Origin of the sequence: Methylophilus sp. 14, assembly GCF_015354345.1 — a bacterium.
Lineage (GTDB): Bacteria > Pseudomonadota > Gammaproteobacteria > Burkholderiales > Methylophilaceae > Methylophilus.
In genome coordinates this window covers 838,281-864,510 of sequence record NZ_JADKYS010000001.1, presented here as the reverse complement: position 1 = coordinate 864,510, position 26,230 = coordinate 838,281, and the positions used below count along the sequence as shown (strand labels likewise).

The following is a 26,230-nucleotide window of genomic DNA, read 5'->3' as shown; positions in this document are numbered from 1 at the left end:
AAGCCAAAATTCAGACAATCAATCAGAGAAGCTTTGTAACAATGCCCTGTAAACAACTTTAAAATACAGGACTTAATATCGGCGTTTATCTGCGTTCATCGGCGGACAAAAGTTTATTCTTATCCTGGCCATAAAAAGCAAAAAGGCTACCGAAGTAGCCTTTTTATACTGCATACAGAGGCTTGATTAAGCTTCTGGTGTCACTGTTACAGTGATGTCTACAACCACGTCGTGGTGCAGTGCAACGCTCACAGCGAAGTCACCGATGTTCTTCAGTGGGCCGTTTGGCAGGCGCACGTCAGATTTTTTCACTTCGTGACCTTGTGCTTGCAAGCCTTCAGCGATGTCCATGTTAGTCACGGAACCGAACAGACGACCATCCACACCTGCTTTTTGAGCTACTGTCAGGCTGAAACCAGCCAGTTTTTCGCCGCGTGCTTGTGCAACGGCCAACAAGTCAGCTTGTTGTTTTTCCAACTCAGCGCGCTGTGCTGCAAAAACAGCTTTGTTTGCTTCTGTTGCACGTTTAGCTTTACCTTGTGGAATCAGGAAGTTACGGCCGTAACCGTCTTTCACTTTAACCACGTCGCCCAGTGAGCCCAGGTTTGCTACTTTTTCCAATAAAATTACTTGCATGTTGTTCTCCTAAGCCGCCAATTAACCTGGGTGTTTGTCTGTGTAAGGCATCAGCGCCAGGAAACGTGCGCGTTTTACCGCGGTTGTCAGTTGACGTTGGTATTTAGCCTTGGTACCAGTCATACGGGCTGGGATGATTTTGAAGTTTTCAGAAACGAAATCTTTCAACAGATCTACGTCTTTGTAGTCAACTTCTTTGATGCCTTCTGCGCTAAAACGGCAGTAACGGCGACGTTTGTACATATCTCTTGCCATTTGAAACTCCTTAAATTCTTTAATACTGTATTCGCTGTAATTCTTGTATATGCAGTACCACTTGTGTGCTTTTTGCACTGCGCTGCGCCAAGAACCCTTTGACTTTGATGTGATCGCCGCTTTGCAATGGCAGATTGGCTTTTTCGCCAATCAACACTGCGGGTAACTGACACTGCACTTTGCGATTCATCCCAGCTTCTTGCTGCTCTGAATCATGTTGCAATTGCAATCGCAACAAGGGTAAGCCTGCCGGTGTGTAACGCAACGCTTCAACAGAGTGAATCCTTGCCGCAATCACCAGCGTATTCACAACACGACTTAAGCAGTTGCCTCAGTGGTCGCAGCAGGTGCGTCACCAACGATGGTTTTGGATTTTTCCTCTTTCATCATTGGGCTTGGTGCTGTCACGGCTGTTTTCGTCGCGATTGTCAGGTGACGTAATACAGCATCGTTAAATTTGAAGCCGTGTTCCATTTCTTCCAGCACTTCTTGGCTCACTTCGATGTTCATCAACACGTAGTGTGCTTTGTGTACTTTTTGAATTGGATAGGCAAGTTGACGACGGCCCCAGTCTTCCAGACGGTGGATGTTGCCGCCATTGCCAGTGATTTGAGCGCGGTAACGCTCGATCATTGCTGGCACTTGTTCACTCTGGTCAGGGTGAACAATAAACACGATTTCATAGTGTCGCATGAGATTTCCTTGTGGTTAATAGCCACCTCCAGATCCAATCACGCACATGCCATGGGGCATACAGTGGTTGCGAACAAAGTGTGGCAAGGTTGCAAAGCACGCGATTATAAACCGGATTTCATGCTACAACAAGGACTTATTACTTTTTTGGCGGATTCTCTAGCGCCTTATCCTCTTTTGGCAGGTAATAAGGATCAGACACATAACCCGGCCCTTTCATGATAATGATGACGATCAGCCCTATCATCATGGCGCCAATAAAAAACCAGAAGGTAAACAGCAAGCCCAGAAACATGGCCGTGCGCTCGATATCACGCGTCAACAAATCGCCGTTCTGCCACCAGGCATACGCTAGCGGCGCCACAAATACCAGCGTGCCCAACAACCACCATTTGGGCAGTTTTTTCAGCAACTGCCATTCTTTATGACTGGGATATCGCACGCCATTCGGCAACTTATTTAGTCTACTCATCGCTGTCCACTCATACCTGCTGATGCATTACGATTCTTTACTTCTTATTTTAACGCAAGTATCCCTTTGTTTTGAAATGAAAAATCCAAAAAAGTGGAATCTTTGACTTGTATCAACCGAGATTTCTGTCTGAGCCACAGACTATCCCTATTAAAGAAGTATAGAATTGCGCCGTAAAGACCTTGAGACCATGAAGATACAGCGGGCTAAGTCCGTCCTGCGTAGAATAACTTGAGGTAACTGCATGCTGGTACAAAAAAAACAAACCCATTGGGAAGGCATCTTGCAGGCCATCCAGAACTCATATGCGATTAAACGCCATATTGAATTCTTTAACTGGCTAAAACAAGACATTCATCCGCTGATGCGGCACGATGTACTATTGGCGGCCTGGGGCGACTTTAGCAGTGGTGAACTGCATTTTGATGTGTCGTCGTCCTTTCCTGAATTATCCACACAGCGCCTGCTTGAAGACTCGGCTATTGTGAACTACCTGATGTGCAACTTATACAAGCGCTGGGTGGAAAACGATGACAAATGGTATGTGATCAACCGCTTTGATGCCAGCGGCATTCATGCACAATCCCCAAATCCATTCACCCAGCAACTGATTAAAATGCATTCATTAATGGTGTATGGCGTGCGCGATACGCGTGGCAAAGCGGACTGCATTTATGTCTTTTTTGACCGCACCAAAGAGTTTACGGTGCCAGACCAGATGCTGGGCATGATTATGCCGCACCTGGATGCTGCTATCCGCCGTATCGGCCACCTGACCCCGGTGATTAAAGATGAAGACTTGCTGGATAGCATGGCGCAAGGCGGCTTGTCTGACCGTGAGCAGGAGATTCTGCACTGGGTGCGTAGCGGCAAGACCAACCTCGAAATCGGCATGATCCTGAATATCAGCGCCAATACCGTTAAAAACCACCTCAAACGCATTTTCCAGAAGCTGGATGTGTCTTGCCGGGCACAAGCCGTGGCTAAAACAGGGATGCCTGCAGGTGTACGCCGCCCGAGCTAATCCAGCAGCTAGCCCCGCCCGGTAAAGCGCTGAATCTCGCGCATTTGCCGCTTGGTGGGTCGCCCGAGGCCACGGTCACGCTCAGCATACTGATCAGCACCCGTCTCTTGTGCCTGCTGGCGTAGACGCTGGCTTTCATCCGTTTCACGGTAGAGCAACGCGGCCTCAGGCGCACCGCGCCGCACATTGCTTAAGGCCAGCACTTCGACCTCAATCTGCATATCCTTGTTTTTGATGCTGACACGCATGCCCGGCTTCATTTCACGTGCGTTTTTAGCACGGTCGCCATCGATACGCACTTTACCGCCATCTACCGCTTCTGCCGCCAAACTGCGTGTTTTAAAAAAGCGTGCAGCCCATAACCATTTGTCCAGGCGGCAACCGTCGTCTTTTTCCGGGGGCGCTTCCTGCTTACGATGATGCGTGCGTGGCATATTAGAGATCCAATTGATCTGGATGCTGCTGGATATAAGCCATGCGCGCCTGGTTGCGTTCCAGCGTATGGCGGTAACTGGCCAAGGCGCCTTGCGCACGCGCCATCAGGGTATTCCCTGCATACGTGCCGTCAGCTTCCTGCGTGCCGGCCTCACATTCAGTTAAATGCGCAATCCCTTCCAACACGTGGTCGATAGCAATAATCTTGAACATGCCATTACTCACCGCCGTCACCACACTCTCATCCAGCACCAGGTGGCGCTGGTTACGTTTGGGGATAATCACGCCCTGCTCGCCATTCAAACCCAAGGCTTCGCAGACACGGAAATACCCTTCAATCTTCTCGTTGATGCCGCCAATCGGCATCACTTCGCCAAACTGGTTGAGCGCGCCGGTGACTGCCATGCCTTGCTTGATTGGTAGGCCAGTCAACGCAGAAAGCAGCGCGAACAACTCGGCACACGAGGCAGAGTCACCCTCCACACCGGTATATTCCTGCTCAAATACCAGCGAGGCATTCAGGCTCAGCGGTGCCAGCGCCCAAAAACTGGCACTGAGCCAGTTTTGCAGAATATAAATCCCCTTGTCGTGTGTAGGACCGCTCATATTGACTTCACGGTCAATATTAATGACGCCACTGCGGCCAGGATAACAACGCGCAGTAATCCGGATGGGCGAGCCGAAACTGGCATCGCCCAACTCAATATGCGTCAAACCATTGACCTGCCCCACTACATTGCCATGCACTTGGATCAGCAACTCGTTATCGATAATGGAGTCACGAATCTGCGTTTCAAAAAACTGCTGACGTAGCAAACGAGCCGAGAGCGCCTGTTTCACATGCACATCGGTTACCAGGCGTGCATCTGCTGCCACCGCCACACTTTCGTACATTAACTGGTCCAGATGCGCAAAACGCGTACTGATACGGCCTTGGTCCTCCTCGACGCGATGCATAAACTGCAACATCACATTGACGGCTGCGCCGCTAAAATGAGGCAACACTTGCTGCTGACATTTGCGGGCAATATAGCCTGACACCCAGGCATAGTTTTCCAGCGTGGCTGGCACACGGTCTTCAAATTCGACTTTAATCGGGAAGAAGTCAAAGAAATCCGGTTGCGCTTCCAGGCAATCGTAATAATCTTCGCGGCTGGCAATCATGACCATTTTCACATGCACTGGCAGTGCGCCATGGCGGTTGCCGCCTGCGCCCTGCTGCGCGTGGTTGGCCCAATCCTCGATCTGCACCTCGCAGTTGCGCATAAAACGATACAGCTTTTCGAGCAATGCGCTGCCATTACCTTCGTCCTGCATTAAATCACGCAGATGCAACAACAGCATGCCGCCATCGGCCTGATGCAGGCTACCGGCACGCAGGCGTAAAAATTCCGGCCATTGCGCAGACTCACCAGCGGCTGTTTCCAGCATGCCGAACAACGCCGCAAACCCCGGGTCTTTCTCTTCAACCACCGGTTGTTTCACACCAGCCGTGAGATTGGCACGCTGATCGACCAGTAAATTGACGCGGAAGCGGGACAAGAAGCCATCGTTGATAATGCTGTCAGAGCCGCTTTCGCCCTCGCCACCCACTTGCTGCCAGGCTTGCAAATAGGCCAGTACTTCCGGCTTAATGATATTAAAGAATGGTGACAACTTGGCACTGCTTAACTGCGAGCGCAAGCTATCCACGCGCTCTTCCAGCCAGGTTTCAGCCTGCGGCAGATTCACCTGCCCGCTAGCATCCACCCACTGTTGCATTTCAGCGACCAAGGCCTTGATAAAGGAGTCCATCACCGTGCGTAATTGCGCACCCAGGCCTGCTGGCAATTTGATGTAGTTGACGCACGCCTGCTGGCTAAAGTCATACAGGGCTACCAGATCTGTCAGCGAACTATCAATGCCCGTGACGGCAGCGGCCTTCATGGCCGCCATGGTTAACGCCGCCCGGCCAGAACCTGGTGTACCCAGTACCAGCACATTACTCCCGGCCTGCTGCAAGGACAGCCCCAGCATCAGGGTTTTCTGCGCTTCCGGCTGTAATTTCCAGCCATAGTCCGTTAATCCCAAGTCGGCCGCATCCAGTAACGCTTCGGTAGATTCAAACGACATGGGCGACAGTTTGTAGGAAACGGTCATTTCATTAGGACTGAGTACTTGCATCATTTAGGAGACTTTCCACTATTCTTTTGCCACTGTTGTTTTGCTTGTTCATCGGATGCACGGGCTTCTACCCAGTGCTGGCCAAAATCACCGACTTCTTTTTTCCAGAAAGGCGCCTCGGTTTTTAAATAATCCATCATAAAGGCACTGGCTTCAAACGCCGCTTGCCGGTGCAAACTGGTGGCAGCCACCAGCACAATCTGCGCCTGCGCGGGCAGCCTCCCAACGCGATGAATCATACGCACCCCTAGCAATGGCCAGCGCTGTGCGGCTTGCAGGGCAATCTGCTGCAAGGCTTTTTCGGTCATGCCAGGATAATGCTCAATGACCATTTCGCTTAACTGGCCAGCCGCAGACAGCTCGCGCACCAAGCCGACAAAATTCACCAGCGCACCAGCTTGTGGCGTCGCGGCCCTGAGCCGCTGCAACTCCAGGCCAACATCAAAATCGTCAGCCTGCACAGACACATTGAGGTCAATGAGTGCGCTCAACCTAGCCCCCGGTCACCGGTGGAAAAAATGCCACTTCATCGCCGTCATCAAACGTGGCCATATCATCCACCAGCTCATGGTTGATGGCGGCGCGCACCACTCCGCCGCCACTAAACAATTTTTGCCAGGTATCGCCGCGGCCCGATAGCCAGGACTTGAGCGCAACAATGGTTTCTACGCCGTCTGGCAACGACACATCTTCAGATGAGTAATTGACGACCTCTTTGATACGTGCGAAATATAAAATGGTGATATTCATGTTGGGGTGTTCTTTCCAGCCTCGTCTAATTCATCCAGCAATTCCAGTGTATCCAGGCCTGTCGTCTGCGCCAGTTCAACCTTTTCAATCTGTGCAAAGCGGCGCGAAATCTTCTGACTGCTGATATGCACATCCTGTGCGTTTTCATGTGCCTGGCGGATATTATCGGCCAGTTTCTTCATACGGGTATCAAAGCGGTCAAAATCTTTACTCAGTTTGCCCAACTCATCTTTAATAATATGCACCTGCTTGCGCATCTCCACATCTTTGAGCACCGCACGCGCCGTATTGAGCACCGCCATCAAGGTGGTGGGTGACACCAGCCAGACGCGTTTTTGCATGGCGTAATCGACCACATCGCCGTGGTAGGCATGAATCTCGGCAAACACCGCTTCGGCCGGGATAAACATCACTGCACCGTCCGAGGTCTCATTGGCAATAATATATTTATTGCTGATATCGTCGATATGCTTTTTAACATCCGCTTTAAATTGTTTGGCCGCCTGCGCCTGACCTAGCTCACCCAGGCTGCTATCAATCATGCGGTGATAATTTTCCAGCGGGAATTTACTATCTACTGCCACGGTGCCAGTCGGCTCAGGTAAAAACAAGGCGCAATCCACACGCGCACCATTGCTCAACGTATGCTGCATGGCAAAACTGTTGGCAGGCAACACATTACGCACCAAACCCTCTAACTGCACTTCACCATACGCGCCACGGCTGCGCTTATCACCCAGCAGCTCTTGCAAGCTCACCACATTCACGCTCAAGCCATCAATTTTCTTTTGCGCTTCATCAATGGTAGCCAGACGCTCCATGACGCTGACAAAAGTCTCATTGGTCTTCTTAAAGCCTTCTTCCAGGCGAATAGAGACTTTGCCGCTCATTTCTTCCAGGCGCGTATCTACAATCTTGGTTAATGATTCTATGCTTTGCGTCAGGCTTTGCGTGGTGGTTTGCAAGGCGGTTTTGAGCAGGTTTTGCTGCAACATGCCCTGCTCGGACAAACCGTTACGCAAACTCAGGCTGAGTTGCTCGCTGCTTTGACTTAAATGGTCACGCTGGGCTACTTGCAAGGCCTGCATGGCTTCGCGGGTCGCGGTGAGTTCTTGCGATAACTGCGCACGCAAGCGGTCTTGTTGATCAGTATTCAGGCTTTGTAATCTGTCAGCTAGCTGATTAAGCGATTGATGCATCTCGCTCATCATCAAACGATGTTTTTCTTCTAGCTGTTGGGAAAGTAACTGCGACAAGGCCTGCTGTGCAGCGTGTTGTTGCGTACGCCACTGCCAGACCAGCATGGCGATCACTAGCAGCAACAGGAGTAACTGAATAATTTCAAGCGTCATGGCGGCATTATAGCCGATGACCGTGTACGCCACATCGACGTAGCACAAATTCGCTGCGTCGATGCGGGTGAAAGATTAAGCGCGTAATTTAGTGACTGTGCGCCTGCAAGCCGGGCGAAACTTAATGACTGTGCGCCTGCAAGCCGGGCGAAACTTAATGACTGTGCGCCTGCAAACCAGGCGAAACTTAGTGACTGTGCGCCTGTAAGCCAGGCGCACCGTGCGCTTTGGCCAGCCACTGCATTTCAGAAGGATTGTGCTCCATATCGCCGAGGTCAGCATAATCCACGTGCTGGTAGTTGCTCAGCGCCGTCAACGACGTGGCAGGCGCAATCTCTACTGGCTGATCTCCTTTGGCGGCTGGTTGCAGTGCCTGCAACTGAATACTCACCGTGTGCTGGGGGTAGGTATACGCCACTTTAAAAGGTAATTTTAAAGCGGGAATCCACCAGACTTCGCTGCGGATGCCATCGCCTAATGTGCCCACGTATTTTTCTACCGGATAACCATACTGCGTGCTGGTCTCTGCAGTCACTTTTTGCAGACTGGCCAGCTCGCTATCCGTCACCAATTGTGATTTCAGTTGCCAGAACTGTTCGTCGGTTTTGATGGACAACAGCTTCAAATCGACATCGGCATAATCAATGGCGCGACGTTCGTCGTGCATCAAATACACATAATTCATTTGCCCGGCTGGTTTTTTCAGCCACAGGCTGCTGTGATGTGCAGGCTCACCGTTTTGATGCAGATTGCGTATCTCGACCTGATTGGTGTCACGCATCAGCCACCACTGCACATGTTTGGCCTCTTCTGCTTTGCATGGTTGTGCGCATTGCACCGTTTCATAACGCGCATTCACTAGGTCATCTGCCATGGCAACAGCACTCATGAATAACAGTGCCAGACATCCAGCGGATTTTTTCAATATCATGTTTTTCCATTCCAACCAAAGGGATCAGGGCAGCCTCAAGCTGCCCTGCCATTACTTGCTATACTCAATATTCACAAGCATACTGCAATTTAGAAGCCAAACGCATCTTTCATCACTTGGTAGATATAGCTCTGCTCTTGCACACCGTGTACCAGGTAGGCTTTAGGGCCAATCGCGTAAATCACAACCTCTTCACCAGCATGGGTTTCTGAGCTCAATGGTACCAACGCTTCCTGGTGGAAGTCAGGATCTTCAGTATCCACACCAGACATATCCACCACACGACCAGCAGCGATAGACTCGTTGTACACGGCATCGCCTGGGGAGTTCACATGGTAGCCTGGGCCGTTAGCAAAGCTCACTGTGGTGTAAGGCTTGCCATCTGCTGCCAAGGTTGGCGTCGTTTTGCCTGGTTCAACCACTTTGCCCAAAATCGGGTTGCCGCGTTTTGGATAACCGCCAATGGTCAAGGTGTGGCTATGGTCAGCCGTCACAATGATCAGGGTGTCGTTCAGGTTCACTTTAGACACCGCCTCACGTACCGCATCAGACAATGCCACCGCATCTTTAAACGTACGGTAAGCGTTACCCGCGTGAGACGCGTGGTCGATACGGCCGCCTTCTACCATCAGGAAGTAACCGTTCTGGTTTTTCTTCAGGATATCCACGGCCTTACCGGTCATCTCAGCCAGTGAAGGTTCGCCAGCGATATCGTTAGGACGGTCTTGCTCGTATTCCATATGTGATGGATTGAACAGGCCCAATACTTTGGTAGTCGTTGCCGGGTTCAGCGCATTGAATGCCGTCTGGTTTTCGATATACACGCCACCAAACTTGCTCACGTATTCTTGTGTCAGGTTACGGCCATCAGTACGGCGGCCTTTGGTGCCTTCGATATCGGTAATGCTATTTGGCAGGAAGTAGCTGCGGCCACCACCAAACACCACATCCACACCGTCACCGATTTTGCCAGTGCCAAAGTTGTCGATCAGTTGTGCAGCAATATCTTTCACACCATTGCTGGCAGCGGCGGCGGACAGGTTCGCGTTAGCTTCCCAGTCACGGTTAGAGATATGCGCATAAGTCGCGGCTGGTGTCGCGTGGGTGATACGTGCAGTAGACACCACACCGGTGGCTTTACCTGCTTGCTCAGCCTGCTCCAGCAAAGTAGTCACTTTGTTAGCGTTTAATACAGCTGGGCTAGGCTCATTGCGGGCGACAGACTGGTTCAGGGAAATGATACCGTCATTGGTTTTCACGCCGGAGATCATAGCGGTCATGGTTGGTGCAGAGTCAGCCGTTTGCTGGTTGGTAGAATATGTTTTAGACAGCGCAACATAAGGAAACTCTTCAAAAGACAGTTTATGACGCTCACCGTCGATGCCCTTGAGTTGACCTTCAAAAATGCGTGCGCCAGTCACGGTAGAGATACCCATGCCGTCACCGACAAACAAAATCACGTTTTTGGCTTTTCTAGCGTTTGGGACCAGTTTTTTGCTGTCATTCAGGCTAGCTGCACCATCATTCAGCCAAAATTGTGCATCTTCAGCCATCGCTGCATGAGACAGCAGTTGTGAGCCCAGCAGCATCGCTACCATGGCAGTGCGTTTTACATTTAACAATTGCATGATCATTTCCTTTATCAGGTTTTAATATTGTAATTTATGAGTAGCGACGACGCATCACTGCTACCATCAGACCGAGGCCAGTCAGCATCAAGGCATTGGTATCCGCCTCTGGCACAGCAGACACAGTTTGCAAGCTCACGTTGTCCAGGCCCAACTGCAATGAACTCTGGTTAGCCACCGTGGCAAAACGCAACACATAGCTACCACCGGCCGCCAGGCTAGATGAAAGATCAAACTGGTAGTTGAGGTAATCGTTCGCTGCCAGGTTGCCATTGGCGCCCCCGACATACAGTGTTTGCAGGATATCCGCGCTATTGGTAGAGAGTGGATCGCTACCTGCCTTGAGCACATCTACACGCACGTGCTGGTTAGCATGGTCAGTCGCATCGACGCTGTAATCCAGGCCTGCGGCATCGATCTCTGTCGTCGCATTCTGGTTATTCACAAACATCTGGAATGACAAGGTCGCCTGGCTCACCGCCGTGGTGGTAAATGACTGGTACAACACGCTAGCTGCGAGGCCATAGTTATCCAGCAAGCCATAGTAGCTGCCTTGATAAGCGCCAACCGTTGTGTTGCCAGTCACTTCTGACACTGTACCGGATTGTGACAACACGCCACCTAAAAAGCCTTGCTCGCCTACTTGCCAGCCAGAGATGTCGTAGCTATCTACGCCCTGCACCTCGAACCCACCGTTTTGAATCAACTCTGCTGCCTGCGCCTGAGACAGTGCTGCTGCGCCGAGCAAACCAGCCAACAACCATGGTTTTAGCTTCATTCCGAACATCCTCTCTGAATGCGATGATTAATATACATATCGTTTGCCACCTCGCCGTCTCGACGCGGTGTCACCATGAGCATTCTTGAAAAACTGTATGTCAGAAAGTTTTCACTGGCATGAAGCTTATATGACGGGCCTGACTACGCCGCTAGCGAAAATATAAAAGAGTGAGAGGCTTAGAAAAGAAAAAACCCCGCACTGGCGGGGCTATAAAGAGACTTTAAACTTGAAAAACACGCCACAATCACACAAAAGCATCCACGATGCCGATGATGAACAAAAGCAAAAATCCGAATAACAAAATGTTCAGATTTAAGCGGGTGATCATCGCTGCGTCCTTGTGATGTTGCTAGAATACTGACGATACCTGGTGGTCACAATGACCCGTTCGGGTCATCCGGCGTCAATCGCAAGCAAGATCAGGAATAAGCAAAGCCAGGAACAGGCAAACAATAACAAAGGAGCGATATGTTAAAACTCAAATTGATACTAGGCTTTTGGCTGGCCAGCCTGACCCGAAAATTAAAGAATAACTTTTACCTGTATCTGGCCCTGTTATTCAGCGTGGTGATTTTGCTCGACGCCGCCGTGTTTCATGTCGGGCAAAACATGCGCGATAAAGCGTTTGACCTGATGGTGAAAAACCGCATTCTCAAACCGGCAGTTGACCCGTCTATCGTCATCGTTGATATCAATGAAGCCAGCCTGGATGCCATGGCCAAGGAATATGGTCGCTGGCCGTGGCCGCGCCAGGTGATTGGCGAGCTGGTCGAAAATATCCAGCAACAGCAACCCAAAGCCATCGTGTTTGATATTGTGTTTTCCGATGCAGACGTCTACAACCCGGACAGCGACAGCTACTTCAACGATGTCATCACCGAATGCCAGCATTGCTTCTTTCCATTGCTGCGCCTCGACGCCAGCCAGGATGACCAGAGCCAGCTCCAGTATGCGCAAATTACCGGCCTGGTTGCGGCTGCCGATGCAGACAAGCAAGCCACGTTTGCCGCAATCCCGCCTTATTTTAAAGGCGCCTGGAAACCGGGCCGCCTGGGCACACACAATGTATACCCGGATAACGATGGCGTGGTGCGCCAATATCGCATGCGCCACCAGGACCGTGGCTGGACTTTACCTGCCCTGCCATTGGTGGTTGCCGAAGCCCAGGCAGAGATCAGCCGCAATACCCCGGATGAAATGTTGCTCAACTGGCGCGGCAAACCGTTTACCTACCACTATGTGAGTTTTAGCGATGTGTATCGCGACCTCACCAGCGCCAAGCCGACACGTGCAAAAGATGAATTTAAAGGCAAAATTGTCATCATCGGCTCTACCGCCCCAGCCCTGTTCGATATTAAACCGACCGCTATGGACAAACAGTTTCCTGGCGTGGAGATTCTGGCCACGGCACTGGATAACAGCCTACATCAGGATTACCTCAAGGTCTGGCGCGGCAAACTGCCTTATATCCTGCTGAGTTTTTTACTCGTGTGGCTCACCACATTGGCGTTTTACTTCAAGGTAGACCGTGACCGCTTTAACGGCGTGTTTACCGGTAGCCAGATTGGTTTGCTGGTGTTGTCTTACCTGGCTATCAACCTGTTTCATACTTATCTGGATTTGGCCGCGCCTATTTTTTGGGCGGTGGCATATTTTGGCGTGGCTAAAATCTACGCACTGGCCACCGACCGTGCCTTGCAACGCTGGCTGGCGTTTGGCCTCACCTCAAACAGCGCAGAGCTGGAAGTGCTGCTGATGCCAATTGCGATTGAAAGCCCGGAAGCATTGGGCGATGCCGCCATGAAACGCATTCGTCGCGAAATTGAACAAGCCTGCCGTGCGCCGACGCAGATTGATATTTTAACCGGCACCCAAAGCGGCATCTGGGGTTTGTTTGGCGATATGGTCATGGTCAGCTGGCAATATGCGCCCGAAACCACCTACCGTGAGGCGGCGCAACAGGATGCACAACAACTGTCTGCCCAACTGCAAATATTACTCAACCAATTGAGTCTACCTGGCGCGCCTGTCGTGCGTTACAGCACACATCAGGGCAAGATTGCCAACCAGGCGTCACAACTAGCCGCACAGTGGCGTATATTGTTTGCGCAAGCCATGATACAACTGGAAATGAGTGCTTTAGCAGATTCAACAACCAGTGCACATCACAACCAACAGGAGAATAAGGCATGATCAAAAAACATATCCTGTGGCTACTGACAGCATTTGCATGCAGTCAGGCAGCCGCTGCGGAGACCGGGGTCGCACTTAAAGCAGACCAGTTACGGGCAGATACCTTTAGTGACGCAAAAGTGGTCGGCAGCGTCAATAAAAACGATGCCGTCGAAATCCTCAATAAAAAAGGTGCCTGGCTGCAGATTAAATCGGCAGGCAAAACCGGCTGGGTGCGATTGCTCACCGTGAAACGCAATAACACAGGCGGCAATAATGTAGCCGGTGTGGTAGGCGTGGCCACCGGCCGTAGTGGCACGGGCAAAGTCGTGTCGACGACCGGTATCCGAGGCCTGAGTGCAGAAGACCTCAAAACCGCGCAATTTAACGAAGCAGAAACCAAAAAACTGGAAAGCTATACCGTCAATGCGGACGATGCCAAACAGTTTGCCAGCAACGGTGGACTCAGTAGCCGCAGCTATCCTTACTTTACCGGGAGCGCACAATGAACAAGACCTTAAAACAGGCCATCGCGCTTGCGTTGTGCAGCAGCTTGGCATGGGGCACCGCTTCTGCGCTGGACCTCAAAGGCGTGCTCAAAGATGCAGTCAACGAACAACTGGGTACTGGCAGCAAAACAGAACCTACCCCTGCAAATAATGACACACAGAGTAACGCCTCAGCACAAGACAAGCTGGCCAACATTAACTGGAAAAACCCTAGCCGCGAAGACGAAATTGCGGTCGGCCGCAATGTCACCGGCACCATACTCGGGGCTGCGCCACTGGTGAATGACGCGCAACTACAGCAATATGTGAACAAGATTGGCCGCTGGGTCGCCAGCCAATCCGAACGTGCCGATTTACCTTGGCATTTTGGCGTGATTGATAGCAATGATGTCAACGCCTTTGCCGCGCCTGGCGGCTATGTGCTGATCACCAAAGGCCTGTACTTGCGCCTGACCAGTGAGGCACAACTGGCAGGTGTACTGGGGCATGAAATCGCGCACGTGGTGCAAAAACACCACCTGAAAGTCATGCAAAAACAGGCGCTGCTGGATGCAGGCACCTCTTTTTTGAAAGACAAAATCAGTAAAAACAAACTGACACAACGTGCCGTGTCTACCGGCGCAGAAATCAGCGCACGCAACCTGGACAAAAGCGCCGAATTTGAAGCCGACAGCATGGGCACCGTACTTGCGGCCCGCGCAGGTTACGAAGCTTATGGCCTGGCCGAAGTACTTCAGGACATGGAAACCATCAATAATAACGATGGCAGCGTGGCCTTGCTGTTCCAGACCCACCCGCACCCGGACGACAGGCTGGCGCAACTGAGTCTGGTCAGCGGTGACCAGATGGATAAGATCAGTGGTGGCAAAACACTGGAAAACCGTTTGGTTAAATTGAAATAGCTCCCAGCCAATAAATAAGGCTCGCCGTGGCGAGCCTTATTTATTTAAACATGCCGTTTATACCCAGCCGCGTTCACGGCACTCACTTTTGATATAGGCATAATAGACAGGCGCGGCAACAATGCCCGGCAAGCCGAACGTCGCCTCCATCAGCAACATGGCCAGCAATAGCTCCCAGGCATAGGCGCGAATCTGGCCGCCGACGATGCGCGCATTGAGGAAGTATTCGAACTTATGGATCACGATTAAAAATGCCAGCGAACCCATGGCCACCATAAATGAATGACTGGTACTGACAATCACAATCACGGTATTGGAAATCAGGTTACCGATCACCGGCAACAAGCCAACCAGGAAGGTAATGGCAATCATGGTTTTGGTAAACGGCAAATGCACGCCACATAAAGGCAAGATCACGGCTAAGTAAATACCAGTGAGCGCCGCATTGACCGCAGAAATTTTCACCTGCGCAAACACAATATTTTTAAAGGCTTGTGCAAACAAGGTGATGCGCTGCAACAGGCTTTGCGCAAATGGCTTGTGGTTGACCTTGGTTTGCACATCATGCAAAGCAATCATCGCACCTATCACCATGCCGATGAGGATATGCGCTAAATGATGCCCGGCTTCTTTGCCCAGCAATTGCCAATCAGCCGAATGCGCACGCAACCAATCGATGACTGTTTGTTGCAAGGTAATCGCATCGTCCGGCAGGCGCTCATTCAGCCAGGGCGGCAATACCTTGCGCGAATCTTCAATAATTTTGGCTAATTGGTCAAACAACACGGCCAGGCCACCGGCATCACTACGGATCAAGGTAATAATCCCCATGCCCAACGCGACCAGCAAGCCGATCACCAAGGTAGCGATCAACACCACAGCCAGCCACTTGGCGTATTTTCCCGGCAACTTACGCGCAATTAACGGCGAAATGACGTGAATTAACTCAAACACCAGCAAGCCAGCCAGCAAGGCAGGTAGCAATTGCACCTGCAATACCAGCCACATCAACACTGCCATCAGAATATAGGTGGCGATTTCAAATCGTTGGGTTTGGGTCACACAGGCTCCGGTCTTTTATTGGATCTATCACTCAAATCTGGCTTGCAATTGCCTGGCGGCATCCAGCGGCAACTTGAGCAGAAACTGGACACTTTCGCCAAACTGCTTGTCCAGCACTTCACCATGCAGCTTCTGCACTTCTCGCGTGAGCTCATCCACTCGCTTATAAGTGGTAGAAATTTTCAATTGCACCATTTCCACAAAAGGCATACTTCCCGCCTGCTCCATGGCCTGCTTGGCGGTGCCACCATAAGCGCGCACCAAGCCACCGGTGCCCAGGTTAATGCCACCATAATAACGCACAACCGCCACGCAGCAATTGACATAATTCTGCCCGTCCAGCATTTGCATAATCGGCTTACCCGCAGTGCCCGCAGGCTCACCCGCGTCCGAAAATCGCGCAACGATGCCTTCTGCCGTCTTCATTCTAAACGCATAGGCCAGATGGCCTGCTGTTTGGTGCTCGCTGGCAAACTGGCGCAAAAACAAGGCGAGTTCACGCTCATTTTCACAGCGCATGGCACGCGCAATAAAACGGGATTTGTTAATGGTGTGATCGGCCTGGCCGAGTTGACTAAAAGTGAGCATGACACATACTTCAGGAAAGGCCGCTTATTCTACCATTGGCATCGACACCGATGCGTGCACTGGCAGGCTGCTTAGGCAGGCCGGGCATGGTCATGATGTCACCACAAATTGCCACCACAAAGCCAGCACCGCGCGACAGGCGCAACTCGCGCACATGCAACACATGATGTTCTGGCACATTGCGCAACTTGGCATCGCAAGAGAGCGAGTATTGCGTTTTCGCCACACACACCGGCAAGCCCTGGCTCGCCTCTGCCATCTGCGTTAATTGCTGCTGGGCTAACTCACTATAAGTCACACCACTGGCGCCATAAATGGCCTGCGCAATGGTGGCCAGCTTTTCTGTCAATGGTAAATCATCTGCATACAGCAAGCGTGGCGCTGCCCCTTGTTGCGCCTGGCCAGCCACCGCATGCGCCAAGCTCAATGCCCCCGCCCCGCCTTGCGCCCAGTGCCTGCATACATGCAGACTGGCCCCTAGCGACTCCACGGCAGCCTGCACCAACGCCACTTCAGCCTCAGTGTCGGCAGTAAAGTGATTCAGCGCAACAACCACCGGCAAGTCAAAATGCTGACGCAAGTTTGTAATATGTTTTTCCAGATTGGCAACACCAATGGCTAATGCTGACAGGCTTTCCGTATTCAAATCAACGACTTCCACGCCACCGTTATATTTCAGGGCGCGCACAGTGGCCACAATCACCGCCACATCCGGCCGCAAGCCTGACTGGCGGCATTTGATATCCATAAATTTTTCCGCGCCCAGGTCAGCGCCAAACCCGGCCTCAGTCACCACATAGTCGGCCAGGCGCAACGCCGTTTTAGTCGCCACCAGCGAGTTACAGCCATGCGCGATATTGGCAAAGGGGCCGCCATGCAACAACGCTGGTGAGCCTTCCAGCGTTTGTACCAGGTTAGGCTGAAAAGCATCCTTCAATAAGGCGGTCATGGCGCCTTCGGCCTGTAAGTCGCTGGCCAGAATGGGAGTTCCTTGTTGATTCAATCCCACCTGAATCTGCCCCAACCTGTGTGTTAAATCCGCCAGATCGGTTGCCAGGCAGAAAATCGCCATCACTTCGCTAGCCACCGTAATATCAAAGCCAGTATGCACATCATTATCTAGCGTGATGCGCCGCAAGGCACGGTCGTTCATATCCATGCAACGGCGCCAGCTCACGGTATCAAACTGCAATGCATTGCCATAATAAATATGATTATCAATGAGGGCTGCGAGCAGATTATTGGCCGCACTAATCGCATGAAAGTCGCCAGTAAAATGCAGGTTGATATTTTCTATCGGCACCACTTGCGCATAACCGCCGCCCGTAGCGCCACCCTTCATGCCAAACACTGGCCCCAACGAAGGTTCACGCAAGCAAGCGATCGCATGATAACCGGCCTGATTCAAGGCATCGGTGAGACCAACAGTGGTGGTGGTTTTACCTTCTCCGGCCGGTGTCGGATTGATTGCCGTGACCAAAATCAGCTTGGCTTTGGCTGGCTGTGCATGCAGCCGGTTCACAGTTGCCTGCGTCAATTTGGCCATATGCTGACCATAGGCATGCAAGTCATGTGACGACAGACCGACTTTGGCAGCAATCTCTACAATAGGTTGTAGCGTGGCGGCCTGGGCGATGTCGATATCACTTAACATGCAGATGTCCTGATTGGGCTGACGTAGGTAAACGATTAGCGCTTGGTCTTGCTGCCCCCGAGAATCGAGCCCAGCACACCGCGAATAATGGCGCGCCCCAGTTGCGAGCCGATGGCACGCGCCGCAGATTTGGCCGCAGACTCTAGCACAGAATCTGAACGGCTGGTTTTGCCTCCCAGAATGCCGCCTAAATCAAAGCCTGAGCCCTCTTCCTCTTTTTGCGTTTGTGCCTGTGTGGCCGAGGCCGCCTGGTCTGCCCGATGCTTGAGAATCTCGTAGGCTGATTCACGATCAACCAATTTGTCGTAAACACCGGCAACCAGCGACTGCGTCATCACCTGCTTGCGCTCGGCATCGGTTGCCGGGCCAACCCGGCTTTCCGGCGGGCAAACAAACACACGCTCAACCGGCGTCGGCGCGCCCTTTTCATCTAAAAACGAGACTAGCGCCTCACCCACGCCCAACTCAGTAATCGCGGTTGCCACATTTAACTTAGGATTAGCACGGAACGTTTGGGCCGCCACCTGCACCGCTTTTTGGTCACGCGGGGTAAATGCACGCAAGGCATGCTGTACGCGGTTACCTAATTGACCCAGCACCACATCCGGGATATCCAGCGGGTTTTGTGAGACGAAATACACACCGACACCTTTGGAGCGTACCAGGCGTACTACCTGCTCAATTTTTTGCATAAGGATCGCGGGCGCATCATTGAACAACAAGTGCGCCTCGTCAAAGAAAAACACCAGCTTGGGCTTTTCCATATCGCCGACTTCCGGCAGTTTTTCAAACAGTTCGGACAAAATCCATAACAACAAGGTCGCGTATACGCGTGGCGAATTGAGTAATTTGTCCGCCGCCAGAATATTGATAAACCCCAATCCTTTGGCATCGGTTTGCATCATATCGTCCAGATTGAGTGCGGGCTCACCAAACAGAATATCGCCGCCTTCGGTTTCCAGTTGCAGCAAAGCACGCTGAATCGCACCCACGCTAGCGGTGGAAATATTGCCATACTGGGTTTGGTAAGTGGCTGAATTTTCAGCACAATGCTGCGCCATGGCACGCAGGTCTTTCATATCCAGCAACAGCATGCCATTGTCATCGGCAATCTTGAAAATTGCATTTAACACACCGGCCTGCACGTCATTCAGGTTAAGCATGCGCGCCAACAATAGCGGCCCCATTTCACTGAGCGTGGTACGTACCGGATGGCCTTTTTCGCCAAACATATCCCAGAACATCACCGGATAAGCTTTATTGGCATAATCAGTCAGCCCCAATTGCTGCACCCGCGCTTCAACCTTGGCATTCCCACCACCCACTTGGCTCATGCCGGATAAATCACCTTTCACGTCAGCCAGAAACACTGGCACGCCAATACGTGAAAATTGCTCGGCCAGGCTTTGCAAGGTCACGGTTTTACCCGTGCCGGTGGCGCCCGCAATCAGGCCATGGCGGTTGGCCATTTTGGGCAGCATCACGCTGTCGACATCATTATTTTTTGCGATAAGCATAGGTTGAACCATGGCGTGTACTCAAACAATTAAAGTTAAGTTGAGTATAGGCGATGGCTGATAAAAGAGGAAGATTGTTGTTTTGCCGGAAGGGCGAAATGATATTAAAAATTTTAGCCACAGAGGATACAGAGCGCACAGAGAAAAACCATAGGTGTGCACTACGGCTATGAACACATCAGAAATTGTATTTTGCAGAGATCGTCTCTGTGGCCTCTGTGCTCTCTGTGGCTTAAAGAATGTCTTTGTAATGAATATTAAAAATCGCCGCGCCGCGCCTTTTCCATCAACTCGATCAATGCATCTTCAAGTTGCTGTGCCGAGGCTTGCGCCCTGGCGGTGGGATGTTTGATATTCTTCAAATCATGCGTGGGCCGGTCCAGGCCAAGGTATAGTTGGCGTTTGCCGCTGGCATCCGGTTTTTCGTAAATGGCCAGACGGCAAGGCGCAAATACCAGAAACTCGGGGTGATCGAGAATAATCTCGGTGCCCATGCTTAAATTACAAAAGGTGCGCACTTCTTTCACGCCTTGCGGATCCTGGCCGCGCAGCTTCATATGGTCGCCAATCGGGAAATTGGCCGGATTGACGAAATTCATGCCTTCCGAGATGGATTTCAGGCTATCAACTAAGTCCTGATAAGTCACGCCGTCTTTGACCGGCACCTCATAAATGGCATTATCCAGGTCTACGTCGGGCATGCCATGGCCTATAACGCGCACATGCGCCGGGGCCGCGCACGCCTGCATGCTCATGATCAAACCCAGACAACCCAGCATTCTCAACAGATATAAGCGCATGACAACCCTCTTCATCTTCCACACAGACCCATGCATTACAGCATGTTGCCCATCACTGCCGTGTGACTGACATCACAAGTCCTGGTGCAACGCACGCTGCACGGTGCGTTTATCGTATTGTGGTGACAGCATGGTAATAAAATTCAACATGTAGTCGCGCAGGAACGCATCGCGGCGCACCCCCAAATAAGTCGTACTATCGGGGAACAAATGGCTGCAATCCAGGCTTTTGAGCGGCGCATCACGGGTTTCCTCATACGCCATATTCGCAATCAGGCCGATGCCTAGGCCCAGATTGACATAGGTTTTAATCACGTCGGCATCAATCGCGGTAAACACGACATTGGGTTGCAAACCAGCGTCATGAAACACCTTGGACACCAGCGTGCCGCCAGTAAACGCAAAATCATAGGTAATCAAAGGATAGCTGGCCAAATCGTTTAAGGTCAGCTTGCTTGCTTTTAACAGCGCATGTTCTGGCGGCACCACCAGACAGCGGTTCCACTCATAGCAGGCCAGGCAAGATAAACGCTCATCATTGCTGATACTTTCTGTCGCGATACCGACATCAGCCTCGCCGGAAGCGACCAGTTCGGTTACTTGCGCCGGGTTGCCCTGATGGATAGTCAGTTTGACATTGGGGTATTGGGCAATAAACTGCTTGACCGCCGAGGGCAAGCGGTAGCGCGCCTGCGTATGTGTGGTCGCGATGGTCAACTCGCCCGTGTCCTCACGGCTATATTCGTCGCCCACGCGCTTGATATTTTGCATATCCAGCATGACACGTGCTGATAATTCGACAATTTTGCGGCCGGGCTCAGTCACGCCTATCAAACGTTTACCGTTACGCTGAAAAATCTGCAACCCCAGTTCTTCTTCGAGTAACTGGATCTGCTTGCTGACGCCGGGTTGCGATGTATGCAATACTTCAGACGCCGCAGAGATATTTAATTGTTGCCGAACAACCTCATGCACATAGCGTAACTGGTGAAACTTCATTGCCAACCCCATATAACCAAATGCTATATCATAGAACAATTGATTATTAAATCAATCATTAAAAGACTGATATTATCCCGCGGTTATATTTCTCAAGATACTCCTCATGGAATTCGGATACATACTGGCAGGATTTGTGGTTGGCTTTTTGGTAGGGTTAACAGGCGTTGGTGGCGGCTCCTTAATGACGCCCATCCTCTTATTACTCTACAACATTAAACCGGCAGTCGCCGTAGGCACAGATTTACTGTACGCCTCGGTGACTAAATCTGTAGGCATTTTTGCACACGGCAAACTGGGCAACATTGACTGGACCATCGTCAAGCGCCTGGCCGTCGGCAGTGTGCCCGCCTCTATGCTCACACTGTGGGCACTGCACAGTATGGATCTGCAATCAGGCAACGTGGTCTCTACCATCAAGTTTTGGTTGGGGATTGCACTGATTGTGACGTCCGTCGCCGTGCTATTGCGCAACAAACTGATGTCTTTAGTGGCAAAAGAGGAGTGGATTCCAGCACGCTATGTGCCCGGTGCAACCGTGGTACTAGGTATCGTGCTAGGTGCCCTGGTCACACTGACTTCAGTGGGCGCAGGTGCACTGGGTGTAACGGCCTTGATTCTGCTCTACCCCAAAGAAAAAATCACCACCATCGTCGGGAGTGATATTGCCCACGCCGTGCCCCTCACACTGGTGGCTGGTTTGGGACACGCTTCTTTGGGCACCATAGACTATCAATTATTGGGGACCTTACTGATAGGCTCCATTCCAGGCATCTATCTTGGCAGCCACATGAGTTCACGCGTGGCCGAGCACTGGGTACGCATTGCACTGGCTATGATATTGATTTTTGTAGGCTTTAAGCTAGTTTTCCATTAAAATATTGCCTCTTCGCTTTTTGCGAACAAAGTGACTCAAGCATGTATAAATACGACCCTATAGACCAACAGATTGTCAATGAACGTGTCGCCCAATACCGCGACCAAACCCGCCGCTACCTCGCAGGCGAGTTAACTGATGAAGAATACCGCCCACTGCGTTTGCAAAACGGCCTGTATATTCAACGCCATGCGCCCATGTTGCGTATCGCTGTGCCTTACGGCCTGATATCCAGCAAACAATTGCGCAAGCTCGGCGATATTGCCCAAAAATATGACCGTGGCTACGGTCACTTCAGTACGCGCCAGAACCTGCAATTGAACTGGCCCAAACTGGAAGACACCCCAGAGATTCTGGCCGAACTGGCAACGGTTGAAATGCACGCCATTCAAACTTCAGGCAACTGCATTCGTAACATTACGACTGACCAGTTTGCCGGTATTGCACCAGACGAAATCATAGACCCACGTGCGATTGCAGAAATCATGCGCCAGTGGAGCACCTTCCACCCTGAGTTCGCCCTGCTGCCACGTAAATTCAAAATCGCCGTGTCAGGTACAGAAAAAGACCGCGCCATTGTGCAAGCGCACGATATCGGCCTCGAGTTCTACAAGGATGTACAAGGCCAGATGGCGATTAAAGTCTGGGTCGGTGGCGGCCTGGGCCGTACGCCTATCTTGGGTACCGTGATTCGCGAACACCTGGAATGGCAACATGTATTGTCTTACTGCGAAGCCGTGATCCGTGTCTATAACATCCACGGTCGTCGCGACAACGCTTACAAAGCGCGTATCAAGATTCTGGTGAAAGCCCTGGGCATTGAAGAATTCAAACGCCAGGTAGAAGAAGAATGGGCGCATTTGAAAGATGGCCCATTGACCATCACACAAAACGAACTGGATCGCGTGGCCAAGTACTTTGAGCCTATGCCATACAAAACCCTGCCTGCGCATGATGCGTCTTTTGACGCTGCCGTGGCCAGCAACCCGGCCTTTGCCGCTTGGGTCAAACGTTGCGTACAACCGCACCGCGTGCCTGGCTACCGTGCCGTGACGCTGTCACTCAAGCCACACGGCAAAGCGCCTGGTGACATCACCAGCGAGCAAATGCACGTGGTGGCAGACCTGGCCGATGCTTACAGTTTTGGCGAGTTGCGTTCTTCACATGAGCAAAACCTGATTCTGGCAGATGTACAAGTTTCTGACCTGTTTGCCGTATGGGAAAAAGCCCGCGAGGCTGGTTTGGCAACACCGAACATTGGCTTGCTGACTGACATTATCTGCTGCCCGGGCGGCGATTTCTGCAGCCTGGCTAACGCCAAGTCCATCCCGATTGCCGAAGCGATTCAAATGCAATTCGACAACCTGGATTACCTGTATGAGATTGGTGACCTTGAACTCAACATCTCCGGCTGCATGAATGCTTGCGGTCACCACCACGTCGGTCATATCGGCATTTTGGGCGTGGATAAAGATGGTTCCGAATGGTATCAGGTCACCGTTGGTGGTAAACAAGGCAATGACGCCAGCATCGGTGCTGTGATTGGCCCCTCATTCTCGGCAGAAGAAATGCCGGGCGTGGTCCAGCGCCTGATCGAAGTCTACGTGCGTGAGCGCCAAGACGAAGAGCGCTTTATTGATACCGTGCGTCGTTTAGGCGTCGCGCCGTTCAAAGCCCACGTTTACGCTGAAAAGGAAACTGCATAATGAGCCAACTGATTCAATTGGCCGCCAATGGCCAAGCTAGCATTGTCGCAGATGCGTGGATCCGCGTGGTCCCACCGGCTGCCGGTGAAGAGTCTGTGCGTAAACAGGCTGGTAAAGTCGTCCTGTTCAAACTCACAGGCGAACAAACCTATACGGCAGAACAAATTGCCAATACCGAGATCCCTGCCACAGGCAAGATTCTGGTCCCGCTGACCATCTGGCAAGCACGTAAAGCTGAGCTGCAATCACGCCTGGCGGCTGGTGAACTGGGCATCGTCCTGGCCACCAACGAAACCGCCGAAGCCTTGCAGGCAGAGTTTACTGACCTCAACACACTGCCACTGATTGCGGTGTTTGTAGAGCGTTTTGCCGATGGCCGTATCTTCACCCTGGGCAACTGGTTGCGCACACGCTTCGGCTTTAAAAATGAATTGCGTGCGATTGGTGACGTATTACGTGACCAATTGTTCTTCCACAAGCGCGCTGGTTTCAATAGCTTTTTAATCCGTGCCGACCGCTCCGCTGAAGACGCACTGGCCAGCCTGAATGATTTCAGCCAGCCTTACCAGGGTGGCGTGGCAGACGTGCCTGTGTGGCGCAGAGTGAACCGCGCATGAGTTTCGGCGTCAGCATGCTCAAACCAGCGGCCAGCAACCCGGCCACGCGTCCAGAACTGACAGACGCTCTGGTTGCCAGCGTACACGCCAAACGTGCGCAAGTGCTGGCCTTGCTGCAAGTCGCTGCGGCTGAGTTCCCGGCCATCACCTTCGCCAACAGTTATGGCGCAGAGGATATGGTGCTGACTGACCTCATTGCCAAAGAAAAACTGGCGATCGAGATTTTCTCGCTGGATACTGGTCGCCTGCCTGCGGAAACCTACACGCTGATGGCTGATGTTGAGCAAACCTACGTCATTAAACCGCTGGTGTTTTTCCCTAAACACGAGGCAGTAGAAAGTTATGTGCGTACACAAGGCATCAATGCCTTCTACGAGAGCATAGACCTGCGTAAAGCCTGCTGCCATATGCGTAAAGTGGAGCCATTGCAACGCGCGCTGGCTGGCAAGCAAGCCTGGATTACCGGCATGCGTGCCGAGCAAGCCGCGACGCGTAGCCATTTGCCAACCCGCGAATACGACGCAGGCAACCAACTGGAAAAATTCAACCCGCTGAGTGACTGGACAGAGAAAGAAGTCTGGGCCTACATCCGCCTGTTTGAAGTGCCTTACAACGGCCTGCACGACCAGTTCTACCCTAGCATTGGCTGCGCCCCTTGTACGCGCTCAGTCGCGATGGGGGAAGATATCCGCGCTGGCCGTTGGTGGTGGGAAAACCCTGACAGCAAAGAGTGCGGCTTGCACGTCAAAAAATAAATTCGTAACGATTGAAATAATCATGTCTACAAAACAACCTTTAAGTCATTTGGACTGGCTGGAAGCTGAAGCCATCCATATTCTGCGTGAAGTGGCAGGCCAATGCGCCAACCCGGTATTGCTGTTTTCGGGCGGGAAAGATTCCCTGTGCATTTTGCGCCTGGCAGAAAAAGCATTCCGCCCTGGCCGCTTCCCCTTCCCGCTCATGCATATCGATACCGGCCACAACTATCAGGAAGTGATTAACTTCCGTGACCAGCGTGCGGCTGAGCTCGGCGAGCGCCTGATTGTGCGCTCGGTAGAAGACTCCATGAAGCGCGGCACCGTGGTATTGAAAACACCAGATGAACCACGCAACAAGCACCAGTCCGTGACTTTGCTTGAAGCCATTGAAGAGTTTGGCTTTGATTGCTGCATCGGCGGTGCGCGCCGTGACGAAGAAAAAGCCCGTGCCAAAGAGCGCATCATGAGTTTCCGTGATGAATTTGGCCAGTGGGACCCGAAAAACCAGCGTCCTGAGCTGTGGAACCTGTATAACGCCCGTGTGCACAAAGGCGAAAACATTCGTGCCTTCCCGATATCCAACTGGACTGAAATGGACGTTTGGCAGTATATCGAGCGCGAAAAACTCGAACTGCCTAGCATTTACTTTGCCCACCAGCGTGACATCGTCATGCGTCACGGTGCTATCTTTCCGGTGAATGTGCCTTTGGCCTCCGGCGAGCTGATTAACCAGCCAAAAGCAGGGGAAGAAATCATCAATATGCAGGTACGCTTCCGTACTGTAGGCGATGTGACTTGTACCGCCCCGGTGATTTCCGATGCCGATGATGTGAGCAAGATTGTGGTAGAAACGGCCACCACCACCATTACCGAGCGCGGCGCGACTCGCCTGGACGATCAAACGTCCGATGCTTCCATGGAGCAGCGCAAGAAAGAAGGTTATTTCTAA

At 51.8% G+C, this 26,230-nt stretch carries 28 protein-coding genes; 9 read left to right on the top strand and 19 right to left on the bottom strand.

Features of this window, described 5'->3' with window-relative positions:
* Positions 1-186: 186 nt before the first annotated feature.
* The 5 genes from rplI to INP78_RS04380 form a co-directional block, all read right to left on the bottom strand.
* On the bottom strand, positions 187-636 hold the full coding sequence (gene rplI, locus INP78_RS04400) for a 50S ribosomal protein L9 (RefSeq protein ID WP_194740931.1): 450 nt from the start codon (positions 634-636) through the stop codon (positions 187-189).
* 21 nt (positions 637-657) lie between these two features.
* A complete protein-coding gene (gene rpsR / locus INP78_RS04395) occupies positions 658-891 on the bottom strand; it encodes a 30S ribosomal protein S18 (RefSeq protein ID WP_024929836.1) in 234 nt (77 codons plus the stop codon).
* A gap of 19 nt (positions 892-910) precedes the next feature.
* The gene (priB, locus tag INP78_RS04390; protein WP_194740930.1) at positions 911-1,201 is read right to left on the bottom strand and encodes a primosomal replication protein N; all 291 of its coding nucleotides are present in this window, start codon (positions 1,199-1,201) and stop codon (positions 911-913) included.
* A gap of 8 nt (positions 1,202-1,209) precedes the next feature.
* Entirely contained in the window at positions 1,210-1,584 is a 375-nt protein-coding gene (gene rpsF, locus INP78_RS04385; RefSeq protein ID WP_194740929.1) for a 30S ribosomal protein S6, read from the bottom strand.
* A 139-nt stretch (positions 1,585-1,723) separates the two neighbouring features.
* Positions 1,724-2,056, bottom strand: a complete 333-nt coding sequence (locus tag INP78_RS04380; RefSeq protein WP_194740928.1) for a hypothetical protein — start codon at positions 2,054-2,056, stop codon at positions 1,724-1,726.
* 244 nt (positions 2,057-2,300) lie between these two features.
* Here INP78_RS04380 and epsA point away from each other — a divergent pair, with 244 nt between their 5' ends.
* Positions 2,301-3,080 carry an XrtB/PEP-CTERM-associated transcriptional regulator EpsA gene (gene epsA, locus INP78_RS04375; RefSeq protein ID WP_194740927.1) on the top strand — a complete coding sequence of 260 codons (780 nt, stop codon included), beginning with the start codon at positions 2,301-2,303 and terminating at the stop codon, positions 3,078-3,080.
* Between the two features lie 8 nt (positions 3,081-3,088).
* Here epsA and INP78_RS04370 read toward each other — a convergent pair whose 3' ends face one another.
* The 8 genes from INP78_RS04370 to INP78_RS04335 form a co-directional block, all read right to left on the bottom strand.
* Positions 3,089-3,514 carry an RNA-binding S4 domain-containing protein gene (locus INP78_RS04370; RefSeq protein ID WP_194740926.1) on the bottom strand — a complete coding sequence of 142 codons (426 nt, stop codon included), beginning with the start codon at positions 3,512-3,514 and terminating at the stop codon, positions 3,089-3,091.
* A 1-nt stretch (position 3,515) separates the two neighbouring features.
* Complete coding sequence (locus INP78_RS04365; RefSeq protein WP_194740925.1) at positions 3,516-5,681, bottom strand: Lon protease family protein; 2,166 nt, start codon at positions 5,679-5,681, stop codon at positions 3,516-3,518.
* On the bottom strand, positions 5,678-6,169 hold the full coding sequence (locus INP78_RS04360) for a molybdenum cofactor biosynthesis protein MoaE (RefSeq protein WP_228522635.1): 492 nt from the start codon (positions 6,167-6,169) through the stop codon (positions 5,678-5,680). Before INP78_RS04360 ends, INP78_RS04365 begins: the two co-directional genes overlap by 4 nt.
* Before the next feature lies 1 nt (position 6,170).
* Positions 6,171-6,428, bottom strand: coding sequence for a molybdopterin converting factor subunit 1 (moaD, locus tag INP78_RS04355; protein ID WP_194740924.1), 258 nt, complete (start codon positions 6,426-6,428; stop codon positions 6,171-6,173).
* On the bottom strand, positions 6,425-7,780 hold the full coding sequence (locus tag INP78_RS04350) for a DNA recombination protein RmuC (protein ID WP_194741136.1): 1,356 nt from the start codon (positions 7,778-7,780) through the stop codon (positions 6,425-6,427). Before INP78_RS04350 ends, moaD begins: the two co-directional genes overlap by 4 nt.
* Positions 7,781-7,967: 187 nt before the next feature.
* Positions 7,968-8,711 (bottom strand): hypothetical protein, encoded by a 744-nt coding sequence (locus INP78_RS04345; protein WP_194740923.1) that lies wholly within the window; start codon positions 8,709-8,711, stop codon positions 7,968-7,970.
* Between the two features lie 89 nt (positions 8,712-8,800).
* On the bottom strand, positions 8,801-10,339 hold the full coding sequence (locus tag INP78_RS04340; RefSeq protein ID WP_194740922.1) for an alkaline phosphatase: 1,539 nt from the start codon (positions 10,337-10,339) through the stop codon (positions 8,801-8,803).
* 34 nt (positions 10,340-10,373) lie between these two features.
* Positions 10,374-11,117: a hypothetical protein gene (locus tag INP78_RS04335; RefSeq protein ID WP_228522634.1), complete on the bottom strand. Its 744-nt coding sequence runs from the start codon at positions 11,115-11,117 to the stop codon at positions 10,374-10,376.
* A 471-nt stretch (positions 11,118-11,588) separates the two neighbouring features.
* Here INP78_RS04335 and INP78_RS04330 point away from each other — a divergent pair, with 471 nt between their 5' ends.
* From INP78_RS04330 to INP78_RS04320, 3 genes are read left to right on the top strand one after another with little or no spacing between them, the layout of a single operon-like run.
* Positions 11,589-13,313 carry a CHASE2 domain-containing protein gene (locus INP78_RS04330; RefSeq protein WP_194740921.1) on the top strand — a complete coding sequence of 575 codons (1,725 nt, stop codon included), beginning with the start codon at positions 11,589-11,591 and terminating at the stop codon, positions 13,311-13,313.
* Positions 13,310-13,801, top strand: coding sequence for an SH3 domain-containing protein (locus tag INP78_RS04325; protein WP_194740920.1), 492 nt, complete (start codon positions 13,310-13,312; stop codon positions 13,799-13,801). Before INP78_RS04330 ends, INP78_RS04325 begins: the two co-directional genes overlap by 4 nt.
* Positions 13,798-14,703: a M48 family metalloprotease gene (locus INP78_RS04320; protein ID WP_194740919.1), complete on the top strand. Its 906-nt coding sequence runs from the start codon at positions 13,798-13,800 to the stop codon at positions 14,701-14,703. The genes INP78_RS04325 and INP78_RS04320 overlap by 4 nt, the downstream gene beginning before the upstream one ends.
* Positions 14,704-14,760: 57 nt before the next feature.
* Here INP78_RS04320 and INP78_RS04315 read toward each other — a convergent pair whose 3' ends face one another.
* The 6 genes from INP78_RS04315 to INP78_RS04290 all read right to left on the bottom strand — a co-directional run bounded on the left by INP78_RS04315 (position 14,761) and on the right by INP78_RS04290 (position 21,323).
* On the bottom strand, positions 14,761-15,765 hold the full coding sequence (locus INP78_RS04315) for an AI-2E family transporter (RefSeq protein ID WP_368667964.1): 1,005 nt from the start codon (positions 15,763-15,765) through the stop codon (positions 14,761-14,763).
* 27 nt (positions 15,766-15,792) lie between these two features.
* Entirely contained in the window at positions 15,793-16,353 is a 561-nt protein-coding gene (locus INP78_RS04310; protein ID WP_194740918.1) for a YigZ family protein, read from the bottom strand.
* A 10-nt stretch (positions 16,354-16,363) separates the two neighbouring features.
* Positions 16,364-18,007 carry a formate--tetrahydrofolate ligase gene (locus INP78_RS04305; protein ID WP_194740917.1) on the bottom strand — a complete coding sequence of 548 codons (1,644 nt, stop codon included), beginning with the start codon at positions 18,005-18,007 and terminating at the stop codon, positions 16,364-16,366.
* 35 nt (positions 18,008-18,042) lie between these two features.
* Positions 18,043-19,536, bottom strand: a complete 1,494-nt coding sequence (locus tag INP78_RS04300) for a helicase HerA-like C-terminal domain-containing protein (RefSeq protein ID WP_194740916.1) — start codon at positions 19,534-19,536, stop codon at positions 18,043-18,045.
* Positions 19,537-19,781: 245 nt separating this feature from the next.
* Positions 19,782-20,279 carry a DUF302 domain-containing protein gene (locus INP78_RS04295; protein ID WP_228522677.1) on the bottom strand — a complete coding sequence of 166 codons (498 nt, stop codon included), beginning with the start codon at positions 20,277-20,279 and terminating at the stop codon, positions 19,782-19,784.
* A gap of 117 nt (positions 20,280-20,396) precedes the next feature.
* Positions 20,397-21,323 (bottom strand): CysB family HTH-type transcriptional regulator, encoded by a 927-nt coding sequence (locus INP78_RS04290; RefSeq protein ID WP_194740914.1) that lies wholly within the window; start codon positions 21,321-21,323, stop codon positions 20,397-20,399.
* A 106-nt stretch (positions 21,324-21,429) separates the two neighbouring features.
* On the opposite strand from INP78_RS04290, the gene INP78_RS04285 reads away from it, so the two are divergent.
* From INP78_RS04285 to cysD, 5 genes are read left to right on the top strand one after another with little or no spacing between them, the layout of a single operon-like run.
* Positions 21,430-22,200 (top strand): sulfite exporter TauE/SafE family protein, encoded by a 771-nt coding sequence (locus INP78_RS04285; protein ID WP_194740913.1) that lies wholly within the window; start codon positions 21,430-21,432, stop codon positions 22,198-22,200.
* A 41-nt stretch (positions 22,201-22,241) separates the two neighbouring features.
* On the top strand, positions 22,242-23,906 hold the full coding sequence (locus tag INP78_RS04280) for a nitrite/sulfite reductase (protein ID WP_194740912.1): 1,665 nt from the start codon (positions 22,242-22,244) through the stop codon (positions 23,904-23,906).
* Entirely contained in the window at positions 23,906-24,523 is a 618-nt protein-coding gene (locus tag INP78_RS04275) for a DUF934 domain-containing protein (protein WP_194740911.1), read from the top strand. Before INP78_RS04280 ends, INP78_RS04275 begins: the two co-directional genes overlap by 1 nt.
* Positions 24,520-25,278: a phosphoadenylyl-sulfate reductase gene (locus INP78_RS04270; protein WP_194740910.1), complete on the top strand. Its 759-nt coding sequence runs from the start codon at positions 24,520-24,522 to the stop codon at positions 25,276-25,278. Before INP78_RS04275 ends, INP78_RS04270 begins: the two co-directional genes overlap by 4 nt.
* A gap of 22 nt (positions 25,279-25,300) precedes the next feature.
* Positions 25,301-26,230, top strand: a complete 930-nt coding sequence (gene cysD, locus INP78_RS04265) for a sulfate adenylyltransferase subunit CysD (RefSeq protein ID WP_194740909.1) — start codon at positions 25,301-25,303, stop codon at positions 26,228-26,230.

Excerpts from the sequence above, each read along its gene's own strand:
- rplI (WP_194740931.1), bottom strand. The coding sequence starts at position 636 with ATGCAAGTAATTTTATTGGAAAAAGTAGCAAACCTGGGCTCACTGGGC.
- rpsR (WP_024929836.1), bottom strand. The coding sequence starts at position 891 with ATGGCAAGAGATATGTACAAACGTCGCCGTTACTGCCGTTTTAGCGCA.
- rpsF (WP_194740929.1), bottom strand. The coding sequence starts at position 1,584 with ATGCGACACTATGAAATCGTGTTTATTGTTCACCCTGACCAGAGTGAA.
- INP78_RS04380 (WP_194740928.1), bottom strand. The coding sequence starts at position 2,056 with ATGAGTAGACTAAATAAGTTGCCGAATGGCGTGCGATATCCCAGTCAT.
- epsA (WP_194740927.1), top strand. The coding sequence starts at position 2,301 with ATGCTGGTACAAAAAAAACAAACCCATTGGGAAGGCATCTTGCAGGCC.
- INP78_RS04370 (WP_194740926.1), bottom strand. The coding sequence starts at position 3,514 with ATGCCACGCACGCATCATCGTAAGCAGGAAGCGCCCCCGGAAAAAGAC.
- INP78_RS04365 (WP_194740925.1), bottom strand. The coding sequence starts at position 5,681 with ATGATGCAAGTACTCAGTCCTAATGAAATGACCGTTTCCTACAAACTG.
- moaD (WP_194740924.1), bottom strand. The coding sequence starts at position 6,428 with ATGAATATCACCATTTTATATTTCGCACGTATCAAAGAGGTCGTCAAT.
- INP78_RS04350 (WP_194741136.1), bottom strand. The coding sequence starts at position 7,780 with ATGACGCTTGAAATTATTCAGTTACTCCTGTTGCTGCTAGTGATCGCC.
- INP78_RS04345 (WP_194740923.1), bottom strand. The coding sequence starts at position 8,711 with ATGATATTGAAAAAATCCGCTGGATGTCTGGCACTGTTATTCATGAGT.
- INP78_RS04340 (WP_194740922.1), bottom strand. The coding sequence starts at position 10,339 with ATGCAATTGTTAAATGTAAAACGCACTGCCATGGTAGCGATGCTGCTG.
- INP78_RS04335 (WP_228522634.1), bottom strand. The coding sequence starts at position 11,117 with ATGAAGCTAAAACCATGGTTGTTGGCTGGTTTGCTCGGCGCAGCAGCA.
- INP78_RS04330 (WP_194740921.1), top strand. The coding sequence starts at position 11,589 with ATGTTAAAACTCAAATTGATACTAGGCTTTTGGCTGGCCAGCCTGACC.
- INP78_RS04325 (WP_194740920.1), top strand. The coding sequence starts at position 13,310 with ATGATCAAAAAACATATCCTGTGGCTACTGACAGCATTTGCATGCAGT.
- INP78_RS04320 (WP_194740919.1), top strand. The coding sequence starts at position 13,798 with ATGAACAAGACCTTAAAACAGGCCATCGCGCTTGCGTTGTGCAGCAGC.
- INP78_RS04310 (WP_194740918.1), bottom strand. The coding sequence starts at position 16,353 with ATGCTCACTTTTAGTCAACTCGGCCAGGCCGATCACACCATTAACAAA.
- INP78_RS04305 (WP_194740917.1), bottom strand. The coding sequence starts at position 18,007 with ATGTTAAGTGATATCGACATCGCCCAGGCCGCCACGCTACAACCTATT.
- INP78_RS04300 (WP_194740916.1), bottom strand. The coding sequence starts at position 19,536 with ATGGTTCAACCTATGCTTATCGCAAAAAATAATGATGTCGACAGCGTG.
- INP78_RS04295 (WP_228522677.1), bottom strand. The coding sequence starts at position 20,279 with ATGAGCATGCAGGCGTGCGCGGCCCCGGCGCATGTGCGCGTTATAGGC.
- INP78_RS04290 (WP_194740914.1), bottom strand. The coding sequence starts at position 21,323 with ATGAAGTTTCACCAGTTACGCTATGTGCATGAGGTTGTTCGGCAACAA.
- INP78_RS04285 (WP_194740913.1), top strand. The coding sequence starts at position 21,430 with ATGGAATTCGGATACATACTGGCAGGATTTGTGGTTGGCTTTTTGGTA.
- INP78_RS04280 (WP_194740912.1), top strand. The coding sequence starts at position 22,242 with ATGTATAAATACGACCCTATAGACCAACAGATTGTCAATGAACGTGTC.
- INP78_RS04275 (WP_194740911.1), top strand. The coding sequence starts at position 23,906 with ATGAGCCAACTGATTCAATTGGCCGCCAATGGCCAAGCTAGCATTGTC.
- INP78_RS04270 (WP_194740910.1), top strand. The coding sequence starts at position 24,520 with ATGAGTTTCGGCGTCAGCATGCTCAAACCAGCGGCCAGCAACCCGGCC.
- cysD (WP_194740909.1), top strand. The coding sequence starts at position 25,301 with ATGTCTACAAAACAACCTTTAAGTCATTTGGACTGGCTGGAAGCTGAA.